Here is a 17,587-nt window from a genome sequence, read left to right as displayed (position 1 = left end):
AACTTTTAATTCACGGTTTAGTTAAGTATTGTACTGAATAATTGATAATTTATGGTTTTTTTATTATTTATTTGAAATATAATTTAAATATTTCTGGTTAATCATGATAAATTATGAATGTTTTAATACAGGATATTGCAGGATGCCCGAATTTTTGTAACGGTGTATTTTGGTAACATAAAAATTAACATATGTCTTTGATAGTTAAACACAAAAATATAAAACGAATAGTGTTTCCGGCATTTATGCTTTCAACAAGTTTTGTCTGGGGGCAAAAGGCAGTAAATGATACTGTGAAGAATGGTATAAAAGATATTGAGGAAGTGGTCGTTATTGGTTATGGTAAAGTTAAGAAGTCGGACTTAACGGGATCTGTTTCTTCAGTTTCTGCAAAAGACTTAGCAGCTACACCGGCAATGAATGCTTTACAGGCACTCCAGGGAAGAGCTGCAGGTCTGAATATTGTGACAGCGGGTGGTGCTCCGGGAGCCAGCGCAAATGTTACGATCAGGGGAGGTTCTTCCATTACTCAGAGTTCTGATCCGCTTTATATTGTAGACGGTTTCCAATTGGACAACGCTTTGAATGTGATTAATCCTAATGATATTGAAAGTATCGATGTACTAAAAGGGGCTTCTGCCATTGCCATTTATGGTGCACGTGGTTCCAACGGTATTATTGTTATTAAAACTAAAAGCGGGAAAAAAGGAAGAACGGTTGTCAACTACAATACTTTCATGTCATTTGATATGCTTTCAAAAAAACTGGATATGCTTTCAAATCCAGAACAATATGTAAAATATCAATACGAATTGGGAGTGCTTCAGTCCAAACCATCAGCGTGGAGTAATGTTTTTGACAATAATTTGGGTACAGATTCACCAGGATTTTATTCAGGAGCCTATCAGAGAATTGCCAATCGCTACGGATCTGCTTCTGCATTAGACTGGCAGGAAAAAATGTTGGGAGGAACAGGTTTAACTCAGAACCACAACGTAAACGTTTCTGCCGGAAACGATAAAACACAGGCATTCATTAGTTATAATTACAATAAGCAGGAGGGTTTGCTTCAAAATTATAGCGAAACAAGAAATTCATTACGTGCCAATATCACTTCAGAGTTGTATAAAGGGGTAAGAGTAGATTTCAACACCATGTTTACGAACAATTCTGTAAACGGGGGAGGTGCTTATTCAGGAATGAAAAAAATTCTTCTTCAGCCTATCACCGGGGGAACATTATTTACTCAGGATCAGTTGTTCAACACTCAGACTTTCCCGGATTTTTCAGCTTTAGATTCTGGCTTCGATACAGAAAACCCATTCATAGAAACCCAGGCATCTACTTCGAACAAACGTACAAGAACATTCGTAGCCAATGCAGGTATCGAATTTGACTTTCTGAAAAACTTCACATGGAGAACCGCCGGACAATACAGCTGGACAAACAGTAAATCAACATCATTTTCAGATCAGAATTCCCGTGCCTTTCTTACAGATCCTATCAACACAGGGATTAACGGAAATATTGCCAATGCGGAAACATTCCGTTATCAGATCACCAATACTTTGAATTATAATAAAACTTTTGGTGAAAAACATAAAGTAAATGCTTTAATCGGGAACGAAATCTGGTATGAAGAATCCGAAGGAAGCAGCATGAGGCTTACAAAATTCCCATATCCTAATTTCGGATTGGATGATATTGCCAACGCAACGGTTGCCGATAAAAATACAGATAGATCAAGCAACAGCTTACTTTCCTATTTTGCCCGTGTGAATTACAACTATGATAATCGTTATTTAATTACAGGAACAATACGTGCAGATGGTTCTTCAAAATTTGCAGAAGGTTCTCGCTGGGGATATTTTCCATCTGTAGCAGGTGCATGGCGTGTTTCTCAGGAAAATTTCTGGCAGGGTCATAAGATCGATAAAATAGTTAATGATTTTAAATTAAGAATTGAATATGGGGTTACGGGTAACAATGGAGTTGCTAATAACTTATGGAGAACCAATGTTTTACTTACAGATTATCCAATGAACAATACTCAGGGATATCCGGCATACGTTACAAGTACAAACTGGGGAAATCGTGATCTTCAATGGGAAGAGCTGAGAACAACCAATATTGGTGTAGATTTAGCTTTTTTTAAAAACAGAATTAAATTAACCTCCGAATGGTATAATAATAACGTAAGCAAAATGCTTTTCGAAAGTGTACTTCCCGTTTCTTCAGGATATTCAAGACAATACCAGAATATCGGTTCTATGAGAAACAGGGGGATGGAATTCACACTAAATACGGTGAATTTAAGATCAGAAAATTTCAGATGGACAACAGATCTTAATATCTCTTTCAATAAATCTAAAGTTCTTTCTCTTGAAAACGGACAACTGAATAAAACATTCAGTGTAGGAGGCAGCAGAACGGGAATGGTGACTTACTACGCAACTGTAGGAGAGGAATTAGGAGATATGTACGGATATATTTATCAGGGAGTATATACTACGGATGATTTTACTCAAAATCCGGACGGATCATTAACCTTAAAACCGGGAGTTGTAAAACCTTCAACCGGAACTCCTAAACCGGGAGATATGAAATTTGCTGCTGATAATGAGGCAGGAGACCAGTTTACAAGAAAAATGCAGAAGATCGGAAACGGTACTCCGGACTTTATCGGGGGAATCAGTAATAATTTCTCTTACAAAGGCTTTGACCTGGCCGTATTTATGAAATTCAGCGTTGGTAATGATATTTACAATGCTACTAAACAAAGTTTAAGTCCATATGCAATGTTCCAGAATGTTCCTTCAGAATTCGGAAACAATTATTATCATTTGATTGATCCTAATACGGGACAGGCAACAACTAATCTCATCAGGCTTAAAGAGCTCAACCCGGATGAAAATTCAAGACTTTGGAGCCTGAGCAATGCAAATACTGCAAATATTGCTTATCCATCATCATATTATGTAGAAGACGGTTCTTATCTGAGAATTTCCCAGGTAACATTAGGATATTCTTTTCCCAAAGAGTTTTTAAATAAAGTGATGCTGTCTAATGCCCGTATTTATTTTACAGTTAATAATTTGGCTACAATTACAGGGTATTCAGGGTATGATCCTGAAGTTACGGCGGCAAGCGGGGTGACTGTTACACCTGGATATGACAGTTCTACATATCCTCGTTCAAGAAGCTATGTTCTTGGTCTTAATTTAACTTTCTAATATGTAATATTTAAATCATGAAAAATATATATAATACTCCCATATTTCTAAGAAAACTAGTCATTCTTCCCTCAATTTTCGTCGCCGTTTTAGCAATGAATTCATGCAGCGAAGATTTTCTGGATCAGCCCGCTTACAATTCATTGGATACAGAATCTGTATTTAAAAATATAGATACTGCAGAGATGTTTGTCCTGGGGTGTTACAGAGGTATAGTTCCAACTGAAATGTATTACCAGCTGGGGGCAGGAGACACCGTAACCCACTCTTCAGAAGATGGTTCTACAAATAATTCCAAATATAATATTGCCAACTATCAATATGATGCCTATACCCCGAATACAGTTACAGGGATTTACTCTGCGATGTATGCAGTTATTGAAAGAACAAATATTGCAGTGAGCGGATTAAGCAAAATGGAAGCAAGCACAAAACGTGATGCTTTATTGGCTGAAGTGAAGGCTATTCGTGCATTTTGTTATTATAATTTAATTCGCGTTTACGGAGACGTTCCTTCGGTTTTTAAACCTCTGGACGAGATGGATCCGAATGACCCGAATACATTATATCCAAAACGTACTTCAAGGGACGAGATTTACGATCGCATCATTGCTGATCTTCAGGAATCTGTAGTAAACATTCCAAATTTTGGACAAAGTGGATATGCAACAACAGAACGTTTAACGAAACAGGGAGCTAATGCCTTATTGGCGAGAATTGCCCTTTATGCAGCAGGGTATTCCCTTCGTTGGGACCTGAATACCGGAAGCGGGGCCATGATGTCGCGTCGTAGTGATAACAGCAGGGTTCAGCAGTTGTACCAGATTGCAGACAATGCCTGTGCTGCTATTATCAACGGGGGGACAAATACTTTGGTTCAGGCCCAGGGAGGCAAAAGTGGTTTTGAAGCGTTGTGGTTCAATTTCTGCCAGAGAAAATTTTCAGTGACAAACTCAGAAATTCTTTGGCAAGTTGCTGAATATGGAGCAAATACAAACTCAGCTTTTGGAGTGTACGCCAATGAGGGTTCCCGTGGAGGAACGTATGGATCAAGAAAGGCACTACAATTCATTCTTCCTAGTTATTATCTGTCTTTTAACCAGGGAGATACACGTAGAGATGTTTCTTGTACTTCTTACAGTGTATACTTCTTAAATAATGGTTCAGCAGGGGATACCTGGGTGAATGCCGGAACTACATTTTCCTGCATTCTGTCAGGTAAATTCAGGATGGGATGGTGTGTTGCGCCTCAGGCGGCAGATGCACGTAATTTAAATATTCCTATTTTAAGATATGCAGATGTTTTATTAATGTATGCAGAAACCCAGAACTATTTAAACGGAGGGCCTACTGCTGTGGGAACTTCTGCTTTAATGCAGGTAAGAAACCGTGCAGGAATCGGGGCTATACCGGTTCCGTCTGGTCAGCAGGCATTTGAAGCTGCTATTGTTCAGGAGCGTAAATGGGAATTTGCAGGAGAGTTTAATCTTCGTACAGATTTGATCAGAATGAATCGTTTGGCAAGCGAAATTGATGCGACAAGGCAGGCGATGAAAAACTTATCAAACAAAACGGGAGCCTATGCAAATACACCTGTTTACCGACTTTATAAACTTGAAAAGAATGCACAGGTTTATGGCGATCCGTTTTTGGCATTAAAATATATTGATATTACGAGTCCTGCAGAAATTGCAGTAATTACTAATGTTCCGACGAGTTCTACAGGCTTCGCGAATTATCAGACCGCATTAAGAGCTATTGCAGTAGCACACGGACAAGCCACAACAACGGATGACAAATGGTATCCTGCAAATATGTTCCAGGCTTATAACAGTACATTTAACAGCAATGCAAAAAGGACAGCCGGATTTATAGGAGCTGCTGCAGGCCAGCTTCAGATCGGGAGTATCATCTACACCAAGCCAACAGGCTCAGCAGAAAACGGAGGAACATATCCCAATTGGATAGAAGGCGGGGGAGACGGTCTTTTCTACGGATTCGTACCGAATAAAACAGAATTGCTTCCTTTTGCTGCGCAGTCGGCAGGTCATCCGTTGGTTGATAATCCAAATCTGAGTCAATTGCCCGGATATTAATTCAAATAAAATTTAACATTAAGAAATGTAGAATGTATGATTTAAGGGTTTAAGCTAAAATGTTATGCTTCAAAAACATTTTGGACGTTCCTTAATAGATCTTAACCTTCTACATTTCTTAATGGTTACAATAAAAACAACCAATAACCACAAAATTATTAATCAAAATAACCGGAATCAGATTGATATAGAATTCATTTATTTAAACGTTAATTTATCTTTAAATAAAGCATTTAGCAGTATAGTACGGGATGCTATAAAAAATATTACGATCTAATTTTGGTTAAAATTTAGAAATATAAGATAACAAATGGAAAAAGTAAAAGCATTTAAATACGTAGACTATTTATGGGATGAAAACAAAGCGGCATCTTTAGGAAATGATCAGGTGGCTTTATTTTTATACCGCTCAAACATATTAGGGGCAGATTTAAGAATTACCAATTATGGAGGAGGGAACACAAGTTGCAAAACCATTGAAAAAGACCCGTTAACCAACGAAGAAGTTGAGATAATGTGGGTAAAAGGTTCAGGTGGCGACATCGGAACTTTGACTAGAAAAGGAATTGCCGGATTATACACAGAAAGACTGAGAAATCTGAAAAATGTGTACCAGGGCTTGGCAGATGAAGACAGAATGGTAGGCTTATTCAATCACTGTATTTTTGATCTGGACAGCAAAGCGCCCTCTATTGATACGCCTTTACATGGTTTACTTCCATTCAGACATATCGATCACCTTCATCCGGATGCTTTAATTGCAGTAGCTGCTGCAAAAGACAGCGAAAGAATTACAAAAGAAATCTGGGGCGATACAATGGGCTGGGTTCCATGGCAGCGTCCGGGTTTCGACTTAGGATTGCAATTGGAAAAATGTTTAAACGATAATCCTGGAATCCGAGGAATTGTTTTGGGCAGCCACGGATTATTTACCTGGGGGGATACTTCTTACGAATGTTACATCAACAGTTTGGAAGTTATCGAAATGGCTTCTGAATATATTGCTAAAAAAATAGAAGAAAAAGGACAGGTTTTTGGCGGACAAAAAGTGGAATCTCTTCCAGCTAAAGAGCGTAAGAATAAAGCAGCTCAATTGATGCCGTTGTTACGCGGTTTAGCTTCATCTGAAAGCAGAATGGTTGGCCATTTTACAGACAGCGATGTTGTGTTAGAGTACATTAACAGTAATGATTTGGAGCGTTTAGCACCACTGGGAACTTCTTGTCCGGATCATTTTTTACGTACGAAAATTCAGCCTTTAGTTTTAACTTTAGACAAAAATGAAGATTTAACTGATTCTAAAGCTGTTTTAGAAAAATTAAATCCTCTTTTCGAACAATACAGACAAGAATACAAAGAATATTACGAAACCTGCAAGCACTCAAACAGCCCTGCAATGCGTGATCCGAACCCTGTGATCATCATTTACCCGGGAGTGGGGATGTTCAGTTTTTCAAAAGATAAGCAGACAACGCGTGTTGCAAACGAATTTTACGTAAATGCAATCAACGTAATGCGTGGTGCAGAGGCCATTTCTGAATACACTTCTTTACCGAGACAGGAAGCATTTGACATTGAATACTGGTTGCTTGAAGAAGCGAAACTTCAGAGAATGCCCAAAGAAAAGCCATTGTCAAGAAAAATTGCGATCGTAACCGGAGCCGGAGGTGGAATCGGACAGGCTATTGCAGACAAAATGGTTCAGGAGGGCGCAGTAGTTGTTTTCACAGACCTGAATCAGGAAGCTTTAGATTCTGTTACAGAAAAATACAGCAAAGATCAAGCTGTAGCCGTAACTTGTGACGTGACCAATGAAGAAGCGATTGTCAATGCTTTTAAAGATACAATTTTAGCATTTGGTGGAGTAGATATCATCGTTCATTCTGCTGGTTTAGCGATTTCTAAATCTTTGGAAGATACTACAACAAAAGATTGGGATTTATTAGAAAATGTTTTGGTAAAAGGTCAGTTTTTGATAGTGAAAAATGGTGTGGAAATTATGAAAAAGCAAGGTTTAGGAGGAGATATCGTTAATATTGCAAGTAAAAACGGATTGGTTGCCGGACCGAATAATGTAGCTTACGGAACTGCAAAAGCAGCCCAACAACACATGACAAGATTATTGGCAGCAGAATTGGCAACGGATAAAATTCGCGTCAATGTGGTAAATCCTGACGGTGTAATCGTAGGCAGCAAAATCTGGGAAGGAGCCTGGGCAGAAGGCCGCGCAAAAGCAAACGGAGTTACTATTGAAGAACTGCCTGCATTTTACGCAAAAAGAAATTTATTAAATGAAATTATTCTTCCTGAAGACATTGCCAACGGAGTTTTCGCCTGTATCGCAATATTAGATAAAACGACAGGAAACATCATCAATGTAGATGGAGGAATGGCAAATGCATTTCCAAGATAATAGATTAAAAAAATTAATACAAAAGCCTTTTTTGACACTTAAGTTGATTAAGTTAACTGTAAAATGTAAAAAAGAGCACCTAAGTTTTTTTTGAAAATCTTTGATTTTCTTCTTATGTGGACTTTTTATTTTTATTGATTTAAACTTTTTTAAAGCTTAAGTGTTCCAAAGTGTTTAAAAATAAGAAGCTTTTGTGTCTATAAATCAATTCAAAAAATCAAATTATGATTATAGGAAAAGATATCATTGAACAATACAATACAACAGAAATTGAAAACTTTACTGCAGATTTCGATTTTCTACACAATAAATTAACAAAATCAGGAGCAGATGTTGCTGAGATTGTCAATAAAATTGCTGATTTTCAAGTAGCCATTCCGAGTTGGGCTTTAGGAGCCGGAGGAACAAGGTTTGGGAGATTTTCTTACGGTGGCGAACCTTCCTCTTTAGAACAGAAATTAGATGATGTAGGATTGATTCATGCTTTAACGCATTCTGCAGGAGCTGTTTCGTTGCATATTCCTTGGGATATCCCGAGTGATGTGAAAGCCATTAAAGAAAAAGCTGCATCTCACGGACTTGTTTTTGATGCCATGAATTCCAACACTTTTCAAGATCAGGCAGGAGCTAAACAATCTTATAAATTTGGTTCTCTGAACTCTGTGAATGAAGATTCTCGGGCTTATGCCGTAGAGCACAACAAAGAAGTGATCAGAATCGGAAAAGAATTAGGTTCCAAAAGCTTAACCGTTTGGTTGGCGGACGGAGCAAGTTTTCCTGGACAATTGAATTTCCAGACGGCTTTGTCGAATACTGAAAAAAGCTTAAAAGAAATCTATGCAGGAATGCCTGAAGACTGGAAGCTTTTCATAGAATATAAACCTTACGAGCCGAATTTTTATTCAACAACCATTCAGGATTGGGGAACTTCGTTTATGCTGGCCAATGCTTGTGGAGAAAGAGCTTACACGTTGGTAGATTTAGGACATCATTTACCGAATACCAATATTGAGCAGATCGTTGCAACCTTAATGTACAAAGGGAAATTAGGAGGTTTTCACTTCAACGACAGCAAGTATGGAGATGATGATTTGACGGTAGGTTCTATTAAACCTTACGCTTTATTCTTAATTTTCAATGAACTGGTATATGGAATAGAAAATAATCCTCAAAATCCTTATCCGGCTTGGATGATCGATGCAAGTCACAACATCAAAGACCCGTTGGAAGATTTGTTACAGTCTTTGGAGGCTATTTTAATTGCTTATGCACAGGCACTTTTGGTTGATCAGAAAGCATTAAAAACAGCCCAATTAAACAATGATGTCGTTGGTGCTCAGGATATTCTGCAGAATGCCTACAGAACAGATGTTCGTCCGTTATTAAGAGCTGCAAGGTTGCAGACAGGGGCGGCTTTAGATCCGATCGCAGCTTACAGAAATTTAAAGGTAAGAGAAAATTTAATTACCGAAAGAGGCTTAGAAACCAAAGCAACGGGATTATAAAATCCTGTTTTAAAATTGATAATTTCAACTTTTGAGTGCAATCGAAAGTTTTTATTATATGTATCCTTATTTTTTTATCATTAAGGTTGAAAGTGTTTGGATGTAGGATTTAGCTTTGCTGCTTAAGAAATAAGTGGATTTTTTCTTAATACATCTTACCATCTGAACACTCCTTAATGGTGTTTAAAACAAAATTAGTATGCTTTGCTGAGTGAAACGCCCTTGCGAACTTAAAAACGTACAGTAGTCAAATGAAACTTTGTGGACTCTGCGTTTAAAAAATAGATTGCTTTGTCGCTTCGCTCCTAGCAATGACAAAAAATAAAAATTCATCCCAAGAATGTCTAAAAAAAAGGTAACCATAGTATTTGATATTGGAAAAACCAATAAAAAGTTCTTTTTATTCGATAAAAATTATAAAGAAGTTGTTCGGGAATATACAGAATTACCGCTCACCACTGATGAAGATGGTTATCCCACGGAAGATCTTGCGGCCCTGCAAAACTGGATAAAAGATAATTTTAATGCCATTCTTGATAATGAAAAATATGAAGTAAAAGCAATCAATTTTTCCACATATGGAGCAAGTTTCGTGCACCTGGATCAGAAAGGAAATGTTCTGACTCCATTGTACAATTACACCAAACCGATGGATCAGGAAATTCTTGATTTATTTTATGAAAAACATGGAGACAAACTGAAAATTGCCCGCGAAACAGCATCACCTCAGGCAGGAATGTTGAACTCAGGTCTGCAATTGTTTTGGTTGAAATATAAGCATCCTGAAATATTCAAAAAAATCCGTTACAGTCTACATTTACCCCAGTACCTATCATATTTGTTTACCGGAATTGGTGTATCAGAATTTACGTCAATAGGCTGTCACACCAACCTATGGGATTATGACAAATCTGATTACCACGAATGGGTGTATGAAGAAGAAATAGATGCTTTATTGCCACCCATTGTACCGACTTCGGCAAGCATCAATACATCTTACAGAAATAAAAAAATTAAAATTGGTGTTGGAATCCACGACAGTTCTTCCGCGTTGCTGCCTTATATTTTAAGCAAAAAAGATCCTTTTTTATTGCTTTCTACAGGAACCTGGAGTATTTCTCTGAATCCGTTTAATGATGAAAGCCTTACTGATGAAGATATAGAAAATAATTGCCTGAATTATATGCGGATAGATGGGAAACGTGTAAAAGCATCCCGTTTTTTCATGGGAAACGAATACAAAATTCAGGTTGAAAAATTATGTGCTTATTACGGAAAAGAATATGGTTTCCACAGAGAAGTACAGTTTGATCAGGATTTGTATTTGCGTTTAATGAAAAATAAAAATATTTATTTTCGCTTTGAAGGAATTATTTTAAAACGGAAAATGATCAGTGAGACAGATTTAAAATCATTTGCAACTTTCGAAGAAGCGTATCACCAATTGATGATCGAACTGATGGATTTACAGATTCATACGATTACAAATGCAATCGGAAATTCAGATATTGAAAACATTTACATCGATGGCGGATTCACCGGTAATGATGTATTTATGAAACTAATGTCTCATCATTTTCAACATTATAATGTGATGTCTACACATTCTCCGTTGGGTTCTGCTTTGGGAGCCTCCATGGTGATTTCCAACAAGAAAATAGACGAAACTTTTTTACAGCAGCATTATCAGATGAAAGTGCTTCAACCGTTAATTCTTAATTTATAAATCATGTCATTTCCATTTGATACCCGTTACGCTTCACTTGAACTTTTAATTGAAAAGGCAAAAAAAAGAATGCCTCGCTTCGCTTTCGAATATCTGGACGGAGGTTGTAATGAAAACATCAACCGAGACAGAAATACGAGTGAATTAAGAGAAGTTTTGCTTCGTCCACGTTATCTGAATAATTACAGCGAAACTAGCATGGAAACTGAATTATTTGGAGTAAAATATTCTGCGCCATTCGGGATTTCTCCTGTAGGTTTACAAGGATTAATGTGGCCAAATGCACCGGAAATTTTAGCCAAAGCAGCTTTTAAACATAATATTCCTTTCATATTAAGTACTGTAACGACAAGCAGCCTTGAAAGAATTTCCGAATTAACAGAAGGAAAAGCCTGGTATCAATTATATCATCCAAGAGAAGAGTGGTTGCGCGACGATATTCTTGACCGCTGTGAAGCTTCAGGTTATGATGTACTTGTCGTTTTGGCAGATGTTCCCACTTTCGGATACAGGGCAAAAGAAATCCGGAATGGGTTGGCCATGCCTCCTCAATTGAATTTCCGAAACGTTTCCCAGGCTTTGGTAAAGCCACAATGGTGTTTAGAGATGTTGAAACATGGCGTTCCGAGCTTTAAAACAATGGAAAAGTATATGGATAAAAACATGAATGTGAAACAGCTGGGACAGTTCATGAATTCTACGTTTTCCGGAAGATTGAATCCGGACAGAATCAAGGCTATCCGCGATAAATGGAAAGGAAAGCTGGTCATCAAAGGGGTCGCTTCAGACGAAGATGCTGCAGAAGCTGTACGATTAGGATTTGATGGAATGATCATCTCCAATCACGGCGGAAGACAGCTCGATGCCGGAGAATCTACGATTGCCGTAGTGAAAGAAATCAGCGAAAAATATAAAGGTCGGATCAAAATAATGATGGATAGCGGCGTAAGAACCGGTCCTGATGTTGCCCGTGCTTTAAGTTGTGGTGCAGAATTTACCTTTATGGGAAGGACTTTTATGTATGCAGTGGGAGCTTTAGGTGAAAAAGGCGGTGATCATATCATTGAAATGCTTAAAATGCAGTTCAGACAGGTTCTGGAGCAGGTTTGCTGTGAAAAACCGGAAGATTTGCAAAACTTTAGAGTGAAATAAAATTTTTCAGGTTTTGTTACTATTCAATAGAAATAGGCTTTAGTCCGTTTTCAATAGGAAATTCTACATTTGGCTTTAGTCAAAAACCTACACTAAAATAAAAAAATTCGCAAAGCTAGCTTGCGAATTTTTGTTTATCACAATCTTGATAATTTATTTTTTCTTTTCAGATTTTACGGCTTGTCTGGCTAGTAATTTCCAGTCGTTTTTCACTTTTGCCCAAACCAATAATATATCCAAAGTTACATCGCCCGGAGTTTTTCCAAGATCAGCAGTCGTTGCATAAAAATGGTGGCGGACAATCGCTGTGTTTCCAATGATATTGATGTTTTGGTTCGTAATATCAATCGTTACAAAATCAGACTTTTTGCTGGTCAATTTTTCTACAAACTCATTCGCGTCATCAATATGGCCTCCTGAATGTCCATAAGTTAGTTCAGGTAAAATCAAAGCTTCTAGACTTGTTTTTTCTCCGCTTATCATTGCTAATCTGAATTTTTCTGCAACAGCATTTACAGCCTCCTTATCACTTATTTTCTGCGCTGAAATACTTACTGCCATCATAAAACCAATGGCAAAAATTAATTTTTTAATCATAATTGAATAATATATTTCTTGATATTATTTAAAAGTGTTTTGTTCTAAATTTGAAAAGCACTATATGTGTAATCGATTGCATTATAGATCTAAAAACTAAAATAATAATCATTATAAAGAATCTCTCTGAATAAATTTAAAGACGTTATTCACAGATTCTTTTTTATTTTTCAGAATCATATAAGCAGCAGATTCTCCCATAGCTTTAAAATCTGTAGTAATTACGGTAATTCCAAGTAGTTCTTTAAGAGGCGTTTCGTTATAGGAAATAATTCCGATGTCTTTGCCCAGCTCAAGATTTTTCTGTCGGATTTGCTTAACCAGATTCACCAGATCCCGTTCCCGAATCGTGATGAAAATATCTTTATCCTGCAATTCCATGTCGGGATAAATCTCGTCAAGAATTTCATAATCGAGTTTAAAATCCTTACAGAACTTTTCAAAACCGCGGACAATGCGGAAAGGATAGGGGTGAATGGATTTATCGGGATAAACTAAAATGATCTTTTCGTATTTTTTTATTTTGTCTAAACCTTCTTTTAAAGCATTATAAATATCATGTTCAAAATCCTGAAAAATAGAACCGTATTCTCCGGAAATATTGGGCTTGGTATTGTCTAACAGCAACAATTTGTTTTTCGGAATTTGTTCAATCATATCTAAAACCTGCTGTGTTGAACTGGTATGTTTAGACTGTTCATCCCGAAAATGAGGCATGATCACATAATAATCAAATCCACCCAGATTCTTTTTTAAGGAATTAATGAAAAGAGTTTCGTCACAGTGATAAATATACATCTCAACATTGCCTTTGGTACCGATTGCATTGACAAAATAATTGTAGATCATCATTTTATAAGTACTCGGTTTGTTGATCAGGAAGAAAATGTTGATCACATCGTTTTTATTAACACGTGAGATGTAATAGCCTTTTCCCTTTACAGATTCGATGATTTGCCTTTTCCGAAGCTCTTTATAAGCTTTTTCTACAGTATCTCTTGAAAGAAAGCAGGACTCGCTGAGTTCGTTTATGGAAGGAATTTTTTCTCCAATCTTAATTTCTCCACTATCAATTCCGTTAAGAATAGAATCTACAATCTGTTTGTATTTAGGAACTCTGGAATGCTCATTGATTATTATTTCAAATGTTTCGGCCATGATGTTGAGATAGGAGATATTTATTTCAGTTTATAAAATAACTCAAGGTTAACGAACGGTGCAAAGCAAGTTACAAAAATTTATGATAACTTTTTTGATATGCTTTTAATGATAGTAAATGTTTAAATATTAATTATAATTGTGATTGTTCCGATATAAACTATAACGGAAAAATACGATTTTAGTATACAAAGTTAAGCACAATGTATAAAAACTTAATAAAGCTGTTTGATTTTGTGTAATCTGAAGTTGATGTCTGGTAAAGCAAAAAAAGAAAAATGGATTTGAGAATTAAATTTTGGTGTTTATAATTTCAAACACAAAAGATGTAGAAGTTTCGAACTTTCCTCCCTGTGTTGCCCCGAACAGGAATTGAGGGGTCTTACCGTCTTTGTCCATTAAAATCATGGGACGTTCTAATCTCCCGAACCGTTTTAAATGATTGGGTGCTGCAGGCTCCTTAATATAACTCTTCATATTAAGATAAGCGATTTTCGGTTTGGACCAGCTAAGTCCGTCTCTGGAAGTTAAATGTAGGCCGTATTCATGGTTAAAAAATCCCATATCCCGGGCTACTATATGGAATTTTCTGTTTTGTTTCCAGATAAAAGCATCTTCCAGCTGGGCATTTCCAGGCAACAATGAAAAATCAATGACAGGATTTTCCTTTACTTTCTCATAAGGACCTGAAGGGTGGTTCGCCTTTGCCAGTCCATATTTTCTGTTTCCTCTTACCTGGCCTTTCTGATTTTCATATTCTTCAGTGTTCCAGGATTTATAAAAAAGCCAGAATTTGCCATCATTTCCTTTTACAAAAGCTGGGTTTGTAGTGCAATGGTCGTCCCATGAGCCTTTTTCTCCGGGAAGCAGCAGAGGTGTTTCTGGCCTTATCCAATTTCCATCAAGACTTTTTGAAGTGGCAAGCCCTATTCTTTTGGTATTTGTTTTTCCGTTGTGGTTGCCCATATAGAAAAGATAATACTCATCTTTCACTTTGGTAATTAAAGGATTATGACAAGTTGTGGCATCCCAGAATTCGCCACCTCTGGGGGAAAGAATAACTTGTTTATGCTTGAATTCTCCATAGGGAGACTCGGCTTCTGCACGGCAAATTTCAGAACCGTTGAGCCAGCCGCCCATTCCTTTTTCTTTTTTCCATCTGGAATAAAAAAGATGAACCTTACCGTCCTCGCCCCAAATCGGAGAATTACACCAAATGTAATAGTTTTCCAATGAAAAGGTCCGCCCGATTGGTTTTAAATTGAAATAAGGTGTGTCTGTGGATGATGAATCTGTAAATGACAGCCCCAGAACCACAGCTGTGATCCCAAGGGCTGAAGTCTGTAAAAAATCTCTGCGTGTAAAGTGTCCGGGCTTGTCCATCTCATCTGATTTACTGCTAATTTAGTATAAACATATAAGTAGACTGTCCTGTACTTTCGGTGAACTGTTTAATCTGAGCTTATCTGTCTTTAGTTATTTGGTTTTGGTTTTGAAAAATTAAAATCAGGGCATAAAAAAGCCTGCCTAAAGGCAGACTCTAACTACTACTATATGAATCTGAAATTTAAGGCATCTTTTTAAAACCTTCCGCTTTTATTTTCCATGAACCGTCTTTTGGAAAACCCGGAAATTCTCCTTTGGAGCTGTCCCAACCTTCAAGCATCATGGCAACAGCCGTTAATACCCCTCCGTTTCCGGGAAGATAAATACGGAGACGTTTATCCTGGAAATTATGACCGTTTTTAAGATAGGTATTAGTCTGAATGTTCATGAAAAGCGCATCCAGAGCTTTATTTGGAAGCCCCAGTCTTGCGGCATTCATGGCTGTCATTGGGAAATCCCAACCCCACGTATGTTCCCAGTTCCATCTTTCCCAAACGATGTCCAGTGTGTTTTTCATGATTTTTTTATCCAATTTCGGAGATTCGGGAACCATTCCTAATGCTCCCAAAACAGCAGGGTGATCAGTCATCCATTTGGGAAAAGTGAAAGAATCTTTTGCGGATTCGGTTGACAAATAAACACCATCCTGAACAGGAAGCGGGGCCAATTTTGTAATAACCTCATCCCATTTTTTATCTCTCGGCTGTCCCAATCTTTCTTTCCATTGCTGAGCAATCTTCAGCGCCCAATCCCAATAAGCCACTTCATAAGTCGGGTTGTACGTATCTTTTGCAGGGAAAACTTCCTGTGCCGGAATGACGCCTTTTCCGAGATTATAGCGGTTCTTCTCTTTATCATAATGAGCATAATCTGCCATAAATTCAGCGGTTGCAAAAATCAGGTCCTTATATTTTTCCAAAACTTTCTTGTCCTGTTTGTCGCGGTACAGAAGTTCGGTCATATAGATGATATGCGGCTGTTCCCAGATCAGGAATGCTGCTACAGAAGACGGACTTTCATTTCCTTCATTATCAGACATTTTAATCCATCTTACGCCTTTGTAGCCTTGTCTTTCTGCTAATTTTTTTGCTTTTTCAAAAGTCCTGAAATAATAATCCAATTGTTTTTCCAAGATCTCAGGTCTTCCCCATAAAGCGTAGTGAACACCATGCCACCAATGCATTTCTGTGTGTGGTTTTCCGTACCAGCTGTTGAAAGTTAACCCTGTTTCCTGTGGCGGATTGCTTCCTCCGCATTGTACTTTGGTTAAATACTCTGATAGAACAACCCGGCGTTCCAATTCGTTCGCTCTTGGGTCTGTACTTCCTTCAAAATCAACTGCTGCACCGCTTTTCCAGAAAGATTCCCATCCTGAAGTGCTTTCTTTTTCTGCATCAGCAAATAATGTTTTACTGCTTTTCGGATTTTTAGCTGAAAACTCAACGCTTAATTCTATTTTTTTGTTTTTTGAAGACGGTTCGAATACAAAATAATGTTTTCCCGCTTCACGTAATTTTCCTTCTGTAAAATAAAACTGAGTATAATAATCTGCACTCTGCAACTGGTGATGAATTAAGCCTTGCGTTGATTGTGAAGAGACAATTTTTGTTGTATGATCATTTTCATTGCCATAAAAAGCGGCATCATCTAAAAACTGTCCGGTAGGAGAAGGGTAGCGTGCGAAAACTTTCAACCTGTTTTGAGCAATTAAATCAGACTCAATTTTAATTCCGATTTTATCAGAATTCTGAAAAGAAGCCGTCCATACTTTTACAGGTATTCCGTCCAGAGAGAATTCACTTGTTATAATTCCTGTCCAAAGATCAATTTTTTGATTAATGTTTGTCAGATCTGAAATTTTTGCTTTCTGACCATCTTTTTTAAGCAGTTCAATACCGATATTTCCTAATTGCAGACGATGTTTGTTAACTCTGAAATACTCAACGGCTCCTTTATTTCGCTCAGGCTCTTTCAGTTGCACACTGTACAGTGCTTTACGTCCTTCATTGTTGAAATCGTATGCCTTTAATGTTTCTTCAAATTTATAATCTTTAGTATTTGGGAAGCTGTTCCAGCCCCACTCAGACTGCGTTCCCAAAGAAACACCGTTTTTGTAATATTCGGGGAACGACTGCATTCCGGTGATGTCGACCGTGTAAGCAAATTTTCCGTTTCCGACAGTTAAAGTAGATAAGGTATCCGCTTTTGTATTAACCACATTGTGACGCTGGACTACCTTTTTTCGGTCTATTTTCTGGGCAGTTAATGAAGAAAAGCCTATCAGAAAAATGCCAAGATATACTGCTAATTTTTTACTCATA

At 37.4% G+C, this 17,587-nt stretch carries 10 protein-coding genes; 6 read left to right on the top strand and 4 right to left on the bottom strand.

The annotated features are described in order from the left end of the window. Window positions 1-191: 191 nt before the first annotated feature. The 6 genes from V6R96_RS15385 to V6R96_RS15360 all read left to right on the top strand — a co-directional run bounded on the left by V6R96_RS15385 (window position 192) and on the right by V6R96_RS15360 (window position 12,125). Window positions 192-3,233, top strand: coding sequence for a TonB-dependent receptor (locus V6R96_RS15385; RefSeq protein ID WP_336379253.1), 3,042 nt, complete (start codon window positions 192-194; stop codon window positions 3,231-3,233). Window positions 3,234-3,250: 17 nt separating this feature from the next. Then, the gene (locus V6R96_RS15380; RefSeq protein WP_336379254.1) at window positions 3,251-5,329 is read left to right on the top strand and encodes a RagB/SusD family nutrient uptake outer membrane protein; all 2,079 of its coding nucleotides are present in this window, start codon (window positions 3,251-3,253) and stop codon (window positions 5,327-5,329) included. A gap of 310 nt (window positions 5,330-5,639) precedes the next feature. Continuing rightward, entirely contained in the window at window positions 5,640-7,742 is a 2,103-nt protein-coding gene (locus tag V6R96_RS15375; protein WP_336379255.1) for a bifunctional aldolase/short-chain dehydrogenase, read from the top strand. A gap of 224 nt (window positions 7,743-7,966) precedes the next feature. Next, complete coding sequence (locus V6R96_RS15370; RefSeq protein ID WP_336379256.1) at window positions 7,967-9,247, top strand: TIM barrel protein; 1,281 nt, start codon at window positions 7,967-7,969, stop codon at window positions 9,245-9,247. 340 nt (window positions 9,248-9,587) lie between these two features. Beyond that, the gene (locus V6R96_RS15365) at window positions 9,588-10,973 is read left to right on the top strand and encodes an FGGY family carbohydrate kinase (RefSeq protein WP_336379257.1); all 1,386 of its coding nucleotides are present in this window, start codon (window positions 9,588-9,590) and stop codon (window positions 10,971-10,973) included. A gap of 3 nt (window positions 10,974-10,976) precedes the next feature. Then, on the top strand, window positions 10,977-12,125 hold the full coding sequence (locus tag V6R96_RS15360) for an alpha-hydroxy acid oxidase (RefSeq protein WP_336379258.1): 1,149 nt from the start codon (window positions 10,977-10,979) through the stop codon (window positions 12,123-12,125). Window positions 12,126-12,278: 153 nt separating this feature from the next. Here the strand turns inward: V6R96_RS15360 and V6R96_RS15355 are convergent, their stop codons facing one another. From V6R96_RS15355 to V6R96_RS15340, 4 genes are all read right to left on the bottom strand, one after another. Then, a complete protein-coding gene (locus tag V6R96_RS15355; protein ID WP_336379259.1) occupies window positions 12,279-12,722 on the bottom strand; it encodes a nuclear transport factor 2 family protein in 444 nt (147 codons plus the stop codon). A gap of 111 nt (window positions 12,723-12,833) precedes the next feature. After that, entirely contained in the window at window positions 12,834-13,880 is a 1,047-nt protein-coding gene (locus V6R96_RS15350) for a GntR family transcriptional regulator (protein ID WP_111960287.1), read from the bottom strand. 291 nt (window positions 13,881-14,171) lie between these two features. Beyond that, the gene (locus V6R96_RS15345; RefSeq protein ID WP_111960289.1) at window positions 14,172-15,263 is read right to left on the bottom strand and encodes a glycoside hydrolase family protein; all 1,092 of its coding nucleotides are present in this window, start codon (window positions 15,261-15,263) and stop codon (window positions 14,172-14,174) included. A gap of 184 nt (window positions 15,264-15,447) precedes the next feature. Further along, window positions 15,448-17,586 carry a hypothetical protein gene (locus V6R96_RS15340; protein ID WP_336379260.1) on the bottom strand — a complete coding sequence of 713 codons (2,139 nt, stop codon included), beginning with the start codon at window positions 17,584-17,586 and terminating at the stop codon, window positions 15,448-15,450. Window position 17,587 lies beyond the last annotated feature (1 nt).

This window comes from Chryseobacterium sp. CCNWLW53 (assembly GCF_037083525.1).
GTDB lineage: Bacteria > Bacteroidota > Bacteroidia > Flavobacteriales > Weeksellaceae > Chryseobacterium > Chryseobacterium lathyri.
This window is presented reverse-complemented; position numbering and strand designations above follow the sequence as displayed.

Excerpts from the sequence above, each read along its gene's own strand:
- V6R96_RS15385 (WP_336379253.1), top strand. The coding sequence starts at position 192 with ATGTCTTTGATAGTTAAACACAAAAATATAAAACGAATAGTGTTTCCG.
- V6R96_RS15380 (WP_336379254.1), top strand. The coding sequence starts at position 3,251 with ATGAAAAATATATATAATACTCCCATATTTCTAAGAAAACTAGTCATT.
- V6R96_RS15375 (WP_336379255.1), top strand. The coding sequence starts at position 5,640 with ATGGAAAAAGTAAAAGCATTTAAATACGTAGACTATTTATGGGATGAA.
- V6R96_RS15370 (WP_336379256.1), top strand. The coding sequence starts at position 7,967 with ATGATTATAGGAAAAGATATCATTGAACAATACAATACAACAGAAATT.
- V6R96_RS15365 (WP_336379257.1), top strand. The coding sequence starts at position 9,588 with ATGTCTAAAAAAAAGGTAACCATAGTATTTGATATTGGAAAAACCAAT.
- V6R96_RS15360 (WP_336379258.1), top strand. The coding sequence starts at position 10,977 with ATGTCATTTCCATTTGATACCCGTTACGCTTCACTTGAACTTTTAATT.
- V6R96_RS15355 (WP_336379259.1), bottom strand. The coding sequence starts at position 12,722 with ATGATTAAAAAATTAATTTTTGCCATTGGTTTTATGATGGCAGTAAGT.
- V6R96_RS15350 (WP_111960287.1), bottom strand. The coding sequence starts at position 13,880 with ATGGCCGAAACATTTGAAATAATAATCAATGAGCATTCCAGAGTTCCT.
- V6R96_RS15345 (WP_111960289.1), bottom strand. The coding sequence starts at position 15,263 with ATGGACAAGCCCGGACACTTTACACGCAGAGATTTTTTACAGACTTCA.
- V6R96_RS15340 (WP_336379260.1), bottom strand. The coding sequence starts at position 17,586 with ATGAGTAAAAAATTAGCAGTATATCTTGGCATTTTTCTGATAGGCTTT.